6 protein-coding genes are annotated in these 17,894 nt (G+C 50.9%); 2 read left to right on the plus strand and 4 right to left on the minus strand.

Features of this window, described 5'->3' with window-relative positions; translation table 11 throughout:
- Window positions 1–35: 35 nt before the first annotated feature.
- On the plus strand, window positions 36–3,368 hold the full coding sequence (locus tag BM283_RS06430; RefSeq protein WP_090691040.1) for a non-ribosomal peptide synthetase: 3,333 nt from the start codon (window positions 36–38) through the stop codon (window positions 3,366–3,368).
- Window positions 3,369–3,374: 6 nt separating this feature from the next.
- Complete coding sequence (locus BM283_RS06435; protein WP_090691043.1) at window positions 3,375–15,329, plus strand: amino acid adenylation domain-containing protein; 11,955 nt, start codon at window positions 3,375–3,377, stop codon at window positions 15,327–15,329.
- A gap of 236 nt (window positions 15,330–15,565) precedes the next feature.
- On the opposite strand, the gene BM283_RS06440 is transcribed toward BM283_RS06435, so the two are convergent.
- The 4 genes from BM283_RS06440 to BM283_RS18715 form a co-directional block, all read right to left on the minus strand.
- Window positions 15,566–16,210: an IS630 family transposase gene (locus tag BM283_RS06440; RefSeq protein ID WP_090691046.1), complete on the minus strand. Its 645-nt coding sequence runs from the start codon at window positions 16,208–16,210 to the stop codon at window positions 15,566–15,568.
- Between the two features lie 95 nt (window positions 16,211–16,305).
- Complete coding sequence (locus BM283_RS17990) at window positions 16,306–16,491, minus strand: IS630 transposase-related protein (RefSeq protein WP_139225208.1); 186 nt, start codon at window positions 16,489–16,491, stop codon at window positions 16,306–16,308.
- Window positions 16,492–16,691: 200 nt separating this feature from the next.
- Entirely contained in the window at window positions 16,692–17,381 is a 690-nt protein-coding gene (locus tag BM283_RS06450; RefSeq protein WP_090691052.1) for a hypothetical protein, read from the minus strand.
- The gene (locus tag BM283_RS18715) at window positions 17,356–17,889 is read right to left on the minus strand and encodes a hypothetical protein (protein WP_090691056.1); all 534 of its coding nucleotides are present in this window, start codon (window positions 17,887–17,889) and stop codon (window positions 17,356–17,358) included. Before BM283_RS18715 ends, BM283_RS06450 begins: the two co-directional genes overlap by 26 nt.
- Window positions 17,890–17,894: the final 5 nt, after the last annotated feature.

The following is a 17,894-nucleotide window of genomic DNA, read 5'->3' on the forward strand; positions in this document are numbered from 1 at the left end:
CTCCCTATTAATCCATCACTCAAAGAATATTATTTATGACAGACAATAACAATCTTGCGCAACGGCGGGCGCGTCTGAGCCCAGAACAGCGTCAACGATTAGCGCAAAGACTCCAGACAGGTAAAGGGCGGGTACAGCAAGATTCTATCATTCCCCGCCGAGCGGCTGGTGAACCTGTACCTCTTTCCTATGCACAGCAGCGGCATTGGTTTTTATGGCAGCTGGATCCGCATAGTACGGCCTATCATTTAGGCGGTACATTGCGGCTGAGAGGCAAGCTTAATCAGGCAGCACTGGAAGATAGCTTTCAAACATTGATCGTGCGGCACGAAGTGCTGCGCACAGTTTTCCGTGCTAATGCGCAAGGCCAGCCTGAGCAGATAATTCAGGCGGAAGGTCACTTCAAACTGACGGTGATCGATTTGAATGATCTACCAGCTGAGCAGCGGACAGCACGTGCACATGTAGAAGCGATCCGCATCCATACTACACCGTTTGATCTTACGCAGGGTCCGCTTTTGCGTGTGGCCCTGATCCGGCTTGAACCGGAAGCGCACTATCTGATGGTAGCGATGCATCACATCATTTCGGATGCCTGGTCCAACCGTCTCATTATCGATGAATTCGCTGCCTGCTACCGTGCTCATCGCGAGGGACAATCAGCTGTGCTGCCAGCGCTTTCCATTCAATATGCCGATTATGCACTCTGGCAGCGTAATTTTCTGCAAGCAGGCGAGAAAGAACGACAATTGGCTTACTGGCGTAACCAGTTAGGCGAAACTCACCCTGTATTGTCATTGCCAACCGATCACCCGCGCTTATCCATCGGAAACTACCGGGCTGCCCAGCATGATTTCGCGCTGCCTGCTCCACTGATGACACGTTTACAACAGAGACTGCAAGCACAAGGGTCCACGTTGTTTATGGGTTTGCTGACAGGCTTTCAGGCATTGTTATATCGCTATACCGGGCAAAGCGACATACGCGTAGGGGTGCCGATCGCCAATCGTCACCGGGTAGAAACCGAAAACCTGGTCGGTTGTCTGGTGAATACCCAGGTATTGCGCAGCCAACTCGACGGACGTATGCCACTGAACAAGATACTCGAGCAAACCCGTGAAGCTGCGCTGGGTGCACAAATCCATCAGGACTTGCCTTTTGAGCAACTGGTCGAAACGCTCCAGCCTGAGCGCAGTTTGCACCAGCATCCACTCTTTCAGGTGATGTTCAATCATTTGCGCGAAGATTATCGCGCGCTGGAGCAGCTGCCGGGATTGACTGTCGAGGAAATTGAACTCGGGGGACGGGGTGCGCAGTTTGAATTGACGCTGGACACGTTGGAACGAGCGGATGGTCAATTCAGTGCGCGCTTCACCTATGCAGCCGAACTGTTTGAAGCCGAAACCATTGCACGGCTCGGTGAGCATTATCTGCGTCTGCTGGAACAGCTGGCGGAGCGACCAACGCAGTGTCTGGGCGATGTTACCTTCCTGAGCGAAGCAGAGCAGACTCAATTCAAGGTATGGGGAGTTAACGAACGGCGATATGGACAGGTCGAGCCAGTGCATCACCTGATCGAACGTCAAGTGATGGTTCGTCCGGATGCCACTGCGCTGATTTTTAATGATACCGAGCTCAGCTATGCGGAACTGAACCGGCGCGCGAACCGATTGGCGCACCGATTGATTGCCCTGGGGATAAAACCGGAGAGTCGGGTGGGGATTGCGGTGGAGCGCTCGATCGACATGATCATGGGGCTGCTCGCCATCCTCAAGTCAGGCGGGGCATATGTACCGCTCGATCCGGATTATCCACGCGAACGGTTGCACCACATGGTAACAGACAGCGCCATCGAGCTGCTGCTGACACAAAATTCTGTCAAGGACAGTATCCCTGAGCCTGTATCCAGTAACGTGCTGGTACTGGACAGATTGGATCTGACCGATTTACCCGAAGATAATCCCCCAGTTACCCTCCGGGGCGAGCATCTGGCTTATATCATTTATACTTCCGGCTCTACCGGCAAACCGAAGGGCGTGATGGTGCGTCACCATGCATTGAGTCATTTCATAGCGAGCATGCTGGAGTCGCCGGGTATGACGTCCAAAGATATCTTGGTATCTGTCACTCCACTCTCGTTCGATATTGCTGGTCTAGAGATTTATCTGCCTTTGAGTGCAGGCGCACGGCTGGTGCTGGCACCGCAGGAAGCAAGACGTGATGGAGCTATCCTTGCGCAATTGCTCCAGACTTATCAGGCAAATATTCTCCAATCCACACCAGCTGGATGGCGTGTGTTGCTGGCAAGTGAATGGAAAATCTTACAAGAAGAAAATCAGCGTCTTTTTAAATGCCTATGTGGCGGAGAATCACTGCCTATCGATTTGGTTGATCAGTTATGCACACTGAATGTCGAACTGTGGAATATGTATGGCCCCACAGAAACTACAATTTGGTCAACTATAAACAAAATCGGGCACCGAACGAATTCGCTTGGCGCACCGATAGCCGCTACACAACTCTTTATTCTTGATGCGGAAATGAAACTGGTACCGCAAGGTGTGGTAGGGGAAATCTATCTTGGCGGTGTTGGCCTCGCACGTGGCTACCTGAATAGACCGGGGCTTACAGCAGAGCGATTCGTTGCTGATCCATTCGTGGGGCAGGGAAGTCGACTCTACCGAACAGGTGATCTGGCGAGATGGCGCCCGGATGGGCAAATCGAATATCTCGGGCGAGTGGATCATCAAGTCAAGGTGAGAGGTTTCCGCATCGAATTAGGTGAAATTGAAACACAACTGCTGGCCCAACCTGACGTAAGAGAAGCAGTGGTGGGGACTAAGGAAGAGTCGAGCGGTGTGCGGCTGGTGGCCTATCTCTCGCTGCAAGCAGGCAGTAGGGTGACAACCAGCATCTTGCGTGAATCGCTCGCAAAAACCCTGCCCGATTATATGCTGCCCTCGGCGATTATCGTACTGGATAGCCTCCCCTTGAATGCGAACGGCAAGGTGGATCGCAGTCGCCTGCCAGAGCCGGAATTTGTCAGTAAAGACGAATATGAAGCGCCTGAAGGGGAAATTGAGGAAACCTTAGCGAGGATCTGGTCGGAAGTATTGAGTCTTAGTCGGGTAGGGCGCAATGATAACTTCTTCGAACTGGGAGGACATTCTCTTGCTGTTCTGCAAGTTCAACAGAAATTGCAGCTAAACCAATCTATTTCCATGCCTTTGCGGGTTTTTTTTGAGCAGCCTGTATTGAAAAATATTGCGGGAGTAATACAGGAAGAATACACGCTGGTTTCCAGGAAAGCCAGGGAACAGAGTGGACTATCTGAAATGTCTGAATTACTCGATTTACTGGAGAATTAATTAGAATTGAATAAACAAGATATTGCCGAACGGTTTTCCACACTTTCCTCTGAAAAACAAAAAGTATTTCTCAGTACATTGAAGGAACGAGGCATCGATTTTTCTCTTCTGCCTATCGTTACACAGCCAAGTAAAAAACGCCATATTCTTTCCTATGCACAGCAGCGGCACTGGTTTTTATGGCAATTGGATCCCCATAGTACGGCCTATCATTTAGGCGGGATACTGCAGCTGCAGGGTAAGCTGGATCGCCAAGCACTGGAAGCCAGCTTTCAAGTGCTGGTTGCGCGGCATGAATCGCTGCGCACGGTGTTTCGTGCCAGTGCGCAAGGCTTGCCTGAGCAGGTGATTCGAGCAGAAAATGACTTTAAACTGACAGTGACCGATTTAAGCGATTTCCCGTCTGAGCAGCGGACCACACGAGCGCGGGCAGAGGCGATCCGCATCCATACTACACCGTTTGATCTTACGCAGGGTCCGCTTTTGCGTGTGGCCCTGATCCGGCTTGAACCGGAAGCGCACTATCTGGTGGTAGCGATGCATCACATCATTTCGGATGCCTGGTCCAACCGTCTCATTATCGATGAATTCGCTGCCTGCTACCGTGCTCATCGCGAGGGACAATCAGCTGTGCTGCCAGCGCTTTCCATTCAATATGCCGATTATGCACTCTGGCAGCGTAATTTTCTGCAAGCAGGCGAGAAAGAACGACAATTGGCTTACTGGCGTAACCAGTTAGGCGAAACTCACCCTGTATTGTCATTGCCAACCGATCACCCGCGCTTATCCATCGGAAACTACCGGGCTGCCCAGCATGATTTCGCGCTGCCTGCTCCACTGATGACACGTTTACAACAGAGACTGCAAGCACAAGGGTCCACGTTGTTTATGGGTTTGCTGACAGGCTTTCAGGCATTGTTATATCGCTATACCGGGCAAAGCGACATACGCGTAGGGGTGCCGATCGCCAATCGTCACCGGGTAGAAACCGAAAACCTGGTCGGTTGTCTGGTGAATACCCAGGTATTGCGCAGCCAACTCGACGGACGTATGCCACTGAACAAGATACTCGAGCAAACCCGTGAAGCTGCGCTGGGTGCACAAATCCATCAGGACTTGCCTTTTGAGCAACTGGTCGAAACGCTCCAGCCTGAGCGCAGTTTGCACCAGCATCCACTCTTTCAGGTGATGTTCAATCATTTGCGCGAAGATTATCGCGCGCTGGAGCAGCTGCCGGGATTGACTGTCGAGGAAATTGAACTCGGGGGACGGGGTGCACAGTTTGAATTGACGCTGGACACGTTGGAACGAGCGGATGGTCAATTCAGTGCGCGCTTCACCTATGCAGCCGAACTGTTTGAAGCCGAAACCATTGCACGGCTCGGTGAGCATTATCTGCGTCTGCTGGAACAGCTGGCGGAACAGCCTGCGCAGTGTCTGGGCGATGTAACCTTATTGAGCGAAGCAGAGCAGGACCAGCTCAAGACATGGGGAGTTAACGAGAAACGTTTTACCTCGGTCGAACTCGTCCACCGCCTGATTGAACGCCAGGTAAGAGAACGTCCGGAGGCTACTGCGCTGATTTTTGGCGATATTGAACTGAGCTATGCGGAGCTGAACCGCCGCGCAAACCGGTTGGCGCATCACTTGATCGCGCTGGGCATCAAACCGGAAAGCCGGGTGGGGATTGCGGTGGAGCGCTCGATCGACATGATTGTGGGACTGCTCGCCACCCTCAAGGCGGGGGGAGCGTATGTGCCGCTTGATCCGGCTTATCCGCGCGAACGGTTGCACCACATGGTGAGAGACAGCGCCATCGAACTGTTGCTGACACAAAGTCCTGTCAAGGACAGCATACCTGAGCCTTTATTCGGTAACGTGCTGGTACTGGACAGGTTGGATTTGACTGATTTGCCCGAGGATAATCCTGTTGTTACCCTGCACGGAGAACATCTGGCCTATATCATCTATACCTCCGGTTCTACTGGTAAACCTAAAGGAGTGGCTGTTGCACATGGACCGCTAGCAATGCACGTGCAAGCCATCGGTGAGTTGTATGGCATGACACCAGACGATCGTGAGCTTCAGTTTGCCTCAATCAATTTTGACGGTGCCCATGAACGCTGGTTGGTGCCTTTAGCCTTTGGTGCTGCGCTAATGCCACGTGACCAGGAAATATGGTCGGCAGACCGGACTGCCACTGAGATTGCCAAGCATCAAATTACCATTGCCTGCTTTACTCCAAGCTATCTGCAGCAGCTGGCTGAATTTACCGGCAGTGCAGGCCGGAATTTACCCATCCGCTCCTACACCGTAGGCGGCGAAGCCATGAGCCGCAGCAGCTACGATTTCGTTCAGGCAACGTTACAACCCCCGCGTATCATCAATGGCTACGGTCCTACCGAGACAGTCATTACACCGCTCATTTTCAAAGCGAATTCTGCAACCCGCTTCAATTCGAGTTACTTGCCGATTGGTTCACCCGTAGGTGACCGGACTGCCTATATTCTCGATGCAGGAATGAATCAGGTGCCTCGTGGAGTGACTGGTGAGCTTTATCTTGGAGGAATGGGACTCGCACGTGGCTATCTCAACAAACCTGGATTGACAGTGGAGCGATTTGTTGCTGATCCATTTGAAGCACAGGGAAGCCGACTCTACCGAACGGGCGATCTGGCAAGATGGCGCTCGGATGGGCAAATTGAATATCTGGGGCGAGTGGATCATCAGGTCAAGGTAAGAGGTTTCCGCATCGAATTAGGCGAAATTGAAGCACAACTGCTGGCACAGCCCGATGTGAGAGAAGCCGTGGTGGGAGCCAGGGAAGGGCCGAGCGGCATGCGACTGATCGCGTATGTCTCGCTGCAGACAGGCAGTGTGGTGACCACTAGCGAATTGCGTGAAGCGCTCGCGCAAACCCTGCCTGATTACATGCTGCCCTCAGCGATCGTGGTGCTGGACGGTCTCCCCCTGAATGCGAACGGTAAAGTGGACCGCAAGCGCTTGCCCGAACCGGAATTTGTCAGCGAAGGCGCATATGCCGCACCCGAAGGGAAAGTAGAGGAAGTGCTTGCCAGGATCTGGTCGGAAGTATTGAGCCTTGGCCGGGTAGGGCGCAACGATAATTTCTTCGAACTGGGAGGCGATTCGATTCTCAGTCTGCAGATTGTGACTAAAGCGCGCCAGGCAGGCTGGAAAATCACGCCACGGCAATTATTTGAACGGCAAACGATCGCCGCACTGGCGGTTTTAGCCAAGCCTGTGGAACAAGGCATGAAAACCGGCTTTACCAACGAGGTCGGATTTGATGCAGCCGCCCCTGTCTCACTGTTGCCGATTCAGCTTGATTTTTTTGAACAATCCATACCTGCACAGCATCACTGGAATCAGGCCGTATTGCTGAAAAGCCACCAGCGGTTGCAAACCGAGTGGCTCGATCAGGCATTGCAAGCGGTTGTACAACATCATCGGGCGCTTCGCTTTAGTTATGCCACACAAGCCAATGGTCAATGGCTGCAGCGTGCCACTGATTCGGTTGCACAGAATCTGCTGTGGATACGTTACGCGGCAGATAGCGAGCAATTCATGGCGCTGTGCCATGAAGCACAGCGCAGCTTGCATCTGCATGAAGGACCCCTTCTGCGCGCTGTGCTGATCGACATGGCTGACGATACGCAGCGTTTGTTATTAATTGCTCATCATCTGGTGATTGACGGGGTTTCGTGGCGGATTCTGCTGGAAGATCTCGAAACCGCTTATGATCAGGCAATGCGCAGTGAAACCATCGTCTTGCCTGAGGCGACGACCGATTATGCCATCTGGTCCCAACAGCTGCAGCATTTCCCCGCGACGCATGCTGCCGAGTTCGCTTATTGGCAGAATCTGACAGATATTCCTGTTGCGCTTGCTCGTGATTACCCAGAAGGCTCAAATACCATGCTGCACATTAATCGTGTGACCATGAAACTCGATCAAGCGAATACGCAGGCTCTGCTCAAAGATGCACCAGCAGCGTATCGTACGCAAGTGAACGATCTGCTGCTTACCGCCCTGGGTAGCGCGCTATGCCAATGGAGTGAGCATGAAAAAATTTTGATCGATGTGGAAGGTCATGGACGCGAAGATCTGTATTCTGATATTGATCTATCCCGCACGATAGGCTGGTTTACCTCCCTGTTTCCAGTGGTACTTGATCCTACAGGCGATTTAGCTACACGGCTCAAACGTATCAAAGAATGTTTGCGCCAAGTGCCGCACAAAGGATTGGGCTATGGCCTGTTCAAATACTATGGAACGGAAGCGCAGCAACGAGTCCTGAGCAAATTGCCTCAAGCGCAAGTCGTATTCAACTATCTCGGGCAATTCGATACCAGTTTTGAATCGGATAGTCTCTGGCAATTGGCCAGTGAGTCTAGCGGTGACACAATGGATCGGGATGCGCTGCAACCACATGATTTATCGATCAATAGCCATATTTATCAAGGTCAACTCTGCCTGGAAGTAAGCTACAGTAAAGCGCGTTATACGCGAGTGAACATTGAAGCGTTTATTCGTATTTTCCTGGTCGAGCTTGAATCTGTGATCGCCCATTGCACACAAGGCATTCGTGCAGTTACCCCTTCTGATTTCCCCTTGACTTGGATCACCCAGGATGAATTGGATCACCTACCCATTTCTATCGATCAGCTTGAGGATCTTTATCCGCTTTCTCCGATGCAGACAGGGATGCTGTTTCATAGTGTCTTCGATACCGGGGGCGGTGCTTATCTCAATCAACTCAGAGCGGACATTAGACACCTGTCGGTAGAACGATTCAGAAGCGCCTGGCAGGCGGCGATTGACCGGCATGAAATATTGCGTACCGGTTTCCTGCAGGAAGGCAATACTCCTTTACAGTGGGTCGCTAAAACAGCTGAGCTTCCTTTTGTCATCATCGATTGGCGAGATCGCACTATGTCTTCTGCGGCGGTCTTGGAGCAGGCGCTCGATGACCTTGCGCAATCGGAACATGCGCAGGGCTTCAATCTGAAGAAGCCGCCGCTGCTGCGTATTGCTGTGGTCAGCCTGGCTGATGATCGCTATCACGTCATTATGACAATTCATCATTTGTTAGTGGATGGGTGGAGTACTTCGCAATTGCTAGGTGAAGTATTGCGGCAGTATGGCGGCGCGTTCCCTTCCTCACCACGCGCCCGTTACCGGGATTTCATCGCATGGTTGCAAGGGCAGGAGCGAAAAACCGCAGAAAATTACTGGCAGGCGTGGTTAAGTCAATTCAACGAGCCTACCAAGCTGGCTGGATCCATTGCCTCTCCATCAGTCAATGAAGGTTACCAGCACACGGCCTGTCCACTCGATCATGAGTTTACCGAAGCGCTGATTCATTTTTCCCGGCAGGAGCGAGTTACGGTCAATACTCTCGTGCAGGCAGCCTGGGCCTTATTGCTCGGTCATTACACCAGCCAGCGTATGGTGACTTTTGGCGTGACTGTCGCCGGTCGACCGACCGATTTGCCCGAATCGGATCAGATGCTAGGTCTGTTCATCAATACCTTGCCCGTGAAGGTTGAACTCAAACCAGAACTTGCCGTGAGGGAATGGCTGCGTGCCCTACAAGCGCAGAATCTGGCTTCACGGGAACATGAACACACCCCACTATACGAAATCCAGCGCTGGGCAGGTCAGCAGGAATTATTTGACAGTATTCTGGTATTTGAGAATTATCCGCTCGATGAAGCGTTCAAACATGATACCCCCGGTGGGCTTGTGATCACAAACGCGCAGGGGCGCGAGGAAACGAATTACCCCATGACTGTTTCAGTCATTGAAAGTCATGGTTTTACTCTGCAGTACAGTTACGACTGCAAATATTTTTCCGAAGCGACGGTCAATGGCATCGCGCTGCAAGTTGAGAAATTGCTGCATGAAATTATGCAAAGCGCTGCCAGGCGGTTAGGCGATCTGGCTTTTTTGAGTAAAGCGCAGCAGGTTCAACTCAAGGCGTGGGGAATCAACGAACAGCGATTTACATCGGTCGAGCCCGTCCACCATCTTTTCGAACAGCAAGCTTTGATGCGTCCGGAAGCAACTGCGCTGATTTTTGGCGATACTGAATACAGTTATGCGGAATTGAACCGTCGCGCGAACCGGTTGGCGCATCGGCTGATCACATTGGGCATTCGACCTGAAAGCAGGGTCGGAATTGCGGTTGAGCGTTCGATCGACATGATCGTGGGAGTGCTGGCGATTCTTAAAGCAGGGGGAGTGTATGTGCCGCTCGATCCGGATTATCCACGGGAGCGACTGCACCATATGGTCGCAGATAGCACTATTGAGCTGCTGCTGACCCAAAGTATTCTTCGAGTACAGATTCCTGGACCGATTTCAGGTCATGTGCTGGAACTGGATAAATTGGATTTAATCTATTCCCCCGAGGATAATCCAACTGTTACCCTGCATGGTGAGCACTTGGCTTATATCATCTATACTTCAGGTTCTACCGGCCAACCCAAAGGGGTAGCTGTTGCGCATCATGCTCTTGTTGAACATGCACTGATCGCCGTTGAGTTCTTTAAGCTAAGCAGTCGTGATCGTATGCTGCAATTTTCCACTATCAATTTCGATGGTTTTATCGAACAGCTTTTTCCACCACTATGTGTTGGTGCTACGATCGTGTTACGCGGCTCCGCACTTTGGGACAGTGAAACGTTCTACCACGAATTGATCGATAAACGGATAACGATTGCCGATTTAACCACTGCATACTGGTTCTTGCTCGTGCAAGACTTTGCCAAAGAAGGGCCACGGGATTTTGGTGTATTGCGACAAGTGCATGCAGGCGGTGAAGCGATGTCCCCGGAAGGCATCAAGGCTTGGCGGCAAGCTGGTTTGGAGGGAATAACTTTACTGAACACTTATGGACCCACCGAAGCAATCGTGACAGCAACCATTGCTGATTGTGGCAGAAGCACAGGAGGGACACAGGACTACGATCAGGAGCCGGTGGTCACCATTGGCAAACCGCTGCCTGCACGTCATATTTATCTGCTCGATGCCAATCTGATACCCGTTTTGCCTGGCGTAGCGGGAGAGTTGTATATCGGAGGAGACTTGCTCGCGCGTGGCTATCTCAACAGAGCTGGATTGACAGCCGAGAGGTTTGTGGCTGATCCATTCGGCGAGCAGGGAGGAAGGATCTATCGCACAGGCGATCTGGCGAGATGGCACCCGGATGGACAAATCGAATACTTGGGGCGGGTGGATCATCAGATCAAAATCAGAGGTTTTCGTATCGAATTAGGTGAAATCGAAACACGATTGCTGCATCAGCCGGCTGTGAGGGAAGCGGTGGTAGTCGCCAAGGATGGGCCAAACGGCACGCGGCTGGCAGCCTATGTTTCATTACATGCAGGCAGCACATTGACAACGGAAGCATTGCGCGAGGCGCTTGCGCAAACCCTGCCTGATTACATGCTGCCCTCGGCAATTGTCGTGCTGGAAAATCTCCCGTTGAATGCAAACGGTAAAGTGGATCGCAAACGCTTGCCTGAACCGGAACTTGTCAGCGATAAGCAATACGCAGCGCCCGAAGGAGAAGTAGAAAAAACCTTGGCGGCAATCTGGGCCGAAGGATTAGGTCTTGGACGGGTAGGACGCAACGATAATTTCTTCGAATTAGGGGGAGATTCCATACTTAGTTTGCAGATTGTGACCCAAGCGCGACGCGCAGGCTGGAAAATCACACCACGCCAATTGTTTGAACGGCAAACAATCGCTGCACTCGCACCAGTCGCTGAGCCCCTGTCAGAGTCTATGGGAGAAACGCCTTCATTGATACCTCTATTTGAGCGTGCGCGTCTAGAAGATTACCTCGATGAAAGTCTCTTGGCAACATTACCTTTTAGCAACGATGATGTCGAGGATATCTACCCACTGTCGCCGACACAGGAAGGAATGCTATTTCATACCCTGGAGGCACCTGGTACTGGATTGTATGTGAATCAGATTAGCGTCGAAGTCGAGGGCCTCGATACTCCGCGACTGGCGCAAGCTTGGCAGGCTATGATTGCCCGTCATCCCGTACTGCGCACGGGGTTTTTATGGCAGACGGGATTGGCACGCCCTTTACAGATTGTCTTCAAGCAAAGCGAGGCTCCAGTAATCCATTTGGATTGGCGGGATAAGGATAACCTAGAAGAATGCCTTATTGCCTATGCTGATCAGGAGCTGAAGCGGGAATTCGATTTTCTTCATCCTCCCTTAGCGCGCTTGTGCTTGATTCGGTTAGACGATAACCGTTATCAGTTGATCTGGACCAAACACCATATCTTGGTGGATGGTTGGGGCGATTCTATACTGATCAGCGATTGGCTGCGTTGCTATAACGGAGAAATATTACCTCCGGCAGGGCCAGGTTATGGCGTTTATGTACGCTGGTTGGCCAAGCAGACCAGTCAGGCAACCCAGCATTTCTGGCAAACTGAACTCAGTAACATTGAAGGACCGACGTTGTTAGCAGAATCGGTCGCGAAGGCAGTAAAGAATCAGAGCCGATCTGGTTTTGCCCAGGTTTATACACGCTTAAGCCCAGAAGAAACCCGTCGTTTGCAAGCTTTTGTGCAGCAAGCGCATGTAACCTTAAATACCTTTGTCCAGGCAGCCTGGGCGCTGTTATTGCAACGTTATACCGGAAAAGAGACCGTCATCTTCGGGGCAACTGTAGCCGGGCGTCCGCCCAGCCTGCCGCAAGCAGACGAGATTCTAGGCTTGTTCATTAATATGATCCCGGTCCCGGTAGCGCGCCGCAGCGAATTGACGGTAAATGAATATTTACAGTCGTTGCAGCAAACAAATGCCCGATTACGCGATTATGAACATAGTGCACTTGCGGATGTTCAGCGCTGGGCGGGTTTTCCTGGGCAACCGTTGTTTGACAGCATTGTCGTTTTTGAAAACTATCCGATCGATGCGTCCTTGCGCAGTAATGAATTGTATGGTCTGCGTTTCGGTAAAATTGCCGGTAAAGGACTGACCGGTTATGCCATGGACTTGCAAGTGACGGTCGGAGAGTCGCTGGAAATCGAATATGCCTATGGCTGTTATGATTTTACTGATGAATTTGTAATTGAATTACGCAGCCACATGGAATACCTGATGCGGGAAATGATGGCTTACCCACAGCGTGTGGTGGGTGAATTGAGGGGGTTCGCTAAGGAGACACTTGATCGGCTGCTAATGCTGCGTAGCGATACGGAGACAATGAGTAGTTGGTCCCAGTCCTATCAACCCGTTCATTATCTGATCGAACATAATGCAGTACACCAACCCGATGCCATCGCGCTGCTGATGGGCGAGCAAGAAATGACTTATGCAGAACTGAACAGGCGCGCAAACCAGCTAGCACATCGTTTGATTCAATTGGGTGCTAAACCGGAGATACGGTTTGGCGTTGTGATGGAACGTTCCTTGGATGTTATCGTAACGCTGCTCGCTATTCTCAAGTCAGGCGCAGCTTATGTGCCGCTTGATATAGACTACCCATCTGATAGGCTTGCGTTCATGATGAAAGACAGCGCCTTATCGCTGCTGATCACGCAAAGCAAGACACTCGCAAAGCTCCAATTCAATGCGACTGTGCCTGTCCCCATCCTTGTTCTGGATACAATCGAGCTTGAAGCCGAACAGATGTGCAATCCCGAAATACCAGTACATGAGCACAATCTCGCTTATGTGATTTACACCTCTGGATCGACCGGGCTACCTAAAGGTGTGGCGGTTACCCATGGCCCACTTGCCATGCATTGTCAGGCAACTGCGCGCATTTACGAGATGACGCCTCGCTCCTGTGAACTGCTGTTCATGTCCTTTTCCTTCGACGGCGCGCATGAACGCTGGCTTACTGCATTGACGGTAGGGGCGGGGCTTGCGGTACGCGATCAGGAATTATGGACCGCCGAGCAGACTTATGATGCTTTGCGTCATTACGGTATTACCAATGCTGCCTTTCCTCCCGCCTATCTTGGTCAGGTTGCGGAATGGGCTAACCCACGTAATGATCCGCCACCGGTAGAGCTCTATGTCTTTGGTGGCGAAGCGATGCCAAAAGCGTCTTATGACTTGATACGCCAGACATTGCGGCCGCAAATGCTGATCAATGGTTATGGACCCACCGAAACCGTCGTCACTCCCCTGATCTGGAAAACCGATGCCAACAACAGCTTCGAATGCGCTTATGCGCCGATTGGACGCCCAGTGGGAGAACGCGCCGTGTATGTGCTGGATGTCGATATGCAGCCGGTGCCGATGGGCATCGTGGGTGAGCTTTATATTGGCGGATATGGACTGGCACGCGGTTATCTGGGACGAGCTGGTCTGACGGCAGAACGCTTTATCGCCGATCCTTTCGACCAAAAAGGCGGCCGCCTTTACCGTACGGGTGATCTGGTTAGATGGCTGGAGGATGGCAATATCGAATATATTGGCCGTGCAGATCATCAGGTCAAAATACGCGGATTTCGTATCGAGCTCGGTGAAATCGAGGCTCGTATTCGTGAAGCAACCGGTATTGCAGAAGCGGCTGTGACTGTTCACCAGGGAGTAAGCGGCGCCCAGTTGGTAGCCTACATCATACCCGCCAAACAAGATGCGACAAAGCAATCAATACAGCAATTGATCGCGCAACTCAAACAATCCCTTGGCGAGCGATTGCCCGAGTATATGTTGCCTGCCCATTTTATAACACTGACTAACTTGCCGCGCTTACCGAGCGGCAAGCTTGATCGCAAAGCGTTACCAGAGCCTGATTGTTTGCCAGGAGCGCATTATCAAGCGCCTTCTACGTTAGAAGCCAGATTGATCGCCAACATATGGCAGGAAGTTCTAGGCGTCGAACGTGTCGGGGAAACAGATAATTTTTTTGCGCTCGGCGGAGATTCTCTATCCAGCCTGAAGGTGATGGCACGCATACGTAGCCTGACTGAGGTGAAATTGGATTTCAAGCTGAGGGATTTGATCCAGCGCCCAACCATCGCAGGCTTGCTTGGTCTGGATAAACAATCGCAATCCAATCAGGGATTATTGATGCTCAACCAGGCAGTTGGCGATAGAAATACTCAACCATTGTTCTGTTTGCACGCGGGTCTGGGCACGGTATTTGATTACCAGCCACTTGCCCGGCGCCTGCAAGGGCTGCAGACCGTCTATGGTTTACCTTGCCGCATGCTTGCTGATCCTGCCCACCGAGACACCTCTTTAAATCAGATGGCAGAAGATTATTGCAGCATGATTCGCGCCGTTCAACCAGAAGGCCCCTATCATTTGCTGGGCTGGTCATTGGGTGGGACACTGGCTGCCATGATTGCCGCGTTGCTGGAAGCAGCCGGGCAGACGGTTGCGTTTCTGGGCCTGATCGATCTCTACGTTCCTGGAACGGAATCACCGCAGCAAGATGATTGGCGACAAGATTTTACTGATTTTGTTTCAGTGGCGATTCCTGGCGTGACGCCCAATGTCGCACTTCAGACAAAGTTATCCGGTCGATCTGCGGTAACAGTGTCAAAGCAGGTCATCGTTGATTTACTGGAAAGCGTACTCGCTATCCGGCAAGCTGAAAGCCGAACGAATGGGCAAACAGCTATGCAAGGTTATGCCGAGATGGGAACGGAAGAATTGGCGAATATCTTTCTTGTTGCGCGCCATTTAAAAATGCTGTCGTTGCAAACCAGCGCACTGCGTCCTTTGAAATGCCAAACAACGTGTTGGTGGGCAACGACACGTGAGATGAATGATCGGCTGGTGCTGGAACAACAAATCAAACCTGCCGAGATACACTCGGTTGAGATTGAAACAGATCATTTTGATATCGTGAGGTCTGAATCCTTATTGTTGGAAATCAGGTCTGAACTCGAACAAATCATACACGCTCCAGATACACCAGACAATCTGACCTCGGCTATGGCATAACAATAGACTGGTTCAGTTTATGGCAAGGCGGCATCGATTTGCCCCCATCCTTTGGCAGGGTGGCTAATCATGCCTGGAGCTTGCGGAAAAAAAACAGCCAGACCAGTAATTTTCACGCGCAACTGTTTCATTCCTGTTTACTCCTTGGCCCCAACGATCTGCACATGATTACCCGCATTAAAGCAAATATTCTGATTCATAAGCTTGAAAATATAGCTTAACCAGTTAAAAATGATTCAGAATATATAGGATTTAAAGAACATCTCAACGGTCTGGTTTTGTTGTCTACGCAGTGCTTTGGCCTGTGCCCATTTATGTTCAATAGGATTAAGATCAGGAGAATAAGCGGGCAAATATTCAAGGGTGTGCCCAGCGTTTTGTATGGCCTCTTGCGTATCCTGCCTCTGATGGAAGGTGGCATTATCCATCACAACGACGGCATGTGACGGCAATTCAGGCAGCAGGTCCTGCATCGCCCATCCGTGAAACACATCGGCATTGATATTGAGTGCAAACAGGCTGACGGTGAGCAATAGTTTTCCGATCAGGGCGCCAATCGCGTTGATACGACCTGGCGCATGCCAGTCATGGGTGCCATGACATCTCTGGCCAGCAGGTGCATAACCGTGCGTACGCGGCGCATCCTGTGCAAAGCCACTTTCATCAATGTAGACAATGGCCCGGCCTGCAGCTTCATAGGCAGCGATCTTCTCCTGGAAGATGCGCCGTGCGGGAGCAATTGCTTTGGGATGCTTCAGAGTTTTTTTATAGGTGATGCCAAGCTTTTTGAGCTCCAGAAAAATAGCGTTCTGCGCTACACCCAAACGTTTTGCCCGCTCGTACTGATAAGCATCAGGATAATCGCGAACATCCTGCCGCAATACCTCATTCTAAATCCCAATAGAAAAGTAAATAATATTAGACATATTTTTATTTATTTACATAGTGTTATGTAAAATTATAATTTCAGTTTCTATTAAGAATTGGAATCAAGATCAATCTTGCGTTGACGAAACCCTTGAGGTTTACGATGGATGTTCTTAATCCAGCGTGTCACGCTTGCCACGCCAATATCAAACCGGGCCGCCACCTCGGCTATCGTAAGTCCTTCTTTCTTCCGGACAGACAGGACTTTACGGTGGAAATCCAGTGAATATGCCATCTCTAAATTATAATCAGAATTATCTGGTTGTGCTATATATATTGCATCAAAGTTAATGAAGAAAAATAATTCTTGACACGACCCGAAGCGGACGGTGAAATAATGCAAAATTCATTTTTAACAGAGATAACGCCTGCCATAAAGCGCATGAGGTACGAGCGTCGCTTTGATGGTATTGTTAGACGGAATCTTTCAACTAGTTAATTTTCAAGCTCCTTAATTTTCTCTTCCAAATCCTGCGCCAGCATCCTCGAAAGCTGAACCATCTTTTCCAGACGTTCGCGCCGATTTATCAGTGCCTTAACTGCCTTCATTCGACTATTTTCCAGAAGATGGCTCTCAAGATTCTGATCGCTGCTCGCAACAACTCGGACTACGTGCATGATGGGAAGATCTTCATCAAGCGCTTCAGCGAGTTCAAAATATTCGCGCTTGACCTCTGCGATGTCGTGTGCAGTTTTCTTGAGACACATGGTGATTAGAAGGTGTGCCGAGTAGTTAATTCCACGTGCCAGCTCCAACCAGATTTTTGTTTTTTCTGAGAGCGTAGAATTATCGAGCCGGGATTGGGCTTCCGATTGATAGAAGTAGGCGCCGTTGTCAGGGGCAAGAGCTTGGATGGTTGCGAGAAGCAGTTCGATATCCTTCAACGGACGGTGATCGCGCGGAAAAGCATTGATGTGTTTCCACAGAGCAAGAATTGCTTCACGACACCGATCTTCAGCTTCGACTCTTTTCCGGCCTGTGGCTCTCTCAGTTGCCAGCATCACTTCGGCAATATGATGCGCCATCCACCGCCCCAAGGTGTCGACTGGCTGATGAAGTTGAAGTTCGTCAACGAGCAGCTTCCCGAGCGCAATGATGTCAATATATTGTTGCGATTTCTCCATTTGATCCGAATCGTACGAGCAGAGTGTATGGTGGGAGATATTCTAAATTTTCTTGCTGTCTGTGGCGATAGGAGTTCCGCCTATATTCTCGATTGATTTGGACCTCGAGCATCAAATCCATGTTGATTGAAGAGAGCCACAGCTTCAACGCTTCTATGTTTGCGATCAGCCGTGAACCGGTTTCCGGAGCAATATACTCATTCTTCTTCGATTTTCGGCCCCAGACATGTGAATACAGAACTGGTCGTTCGCCGAGAGACAGTGAACGCCAGATGCGGCATTCATAATCAGACTGAAGACCATTGCTTGTCGCAAACCAATTTGCTGGACGTAAGGGTGGATAACCGATGTCACCTGCCCAAGGATCGCGTTCATCAATTCCGTGCTCTTTTGATGTCTCCCAAACCCATCCCTTCAGTTTGAATTGGCCTGAATCGATCTCTAAATCGTTTTCACTAGGCGGAATGCGGTAGTCGTGGGGATTTGATGCGGTCTGGAGTGCGCGCATCAGCG

Origin of the sequence: Nitrosomonas sp. Nm34 (assembly GCF_900113925.1) — a bacterium.
GTDB lineage: Bacteria > Pseudomonadota > Gammaproteobacteria > Burkholderiales > Nitrosomonadaceae > Nitrosomonas.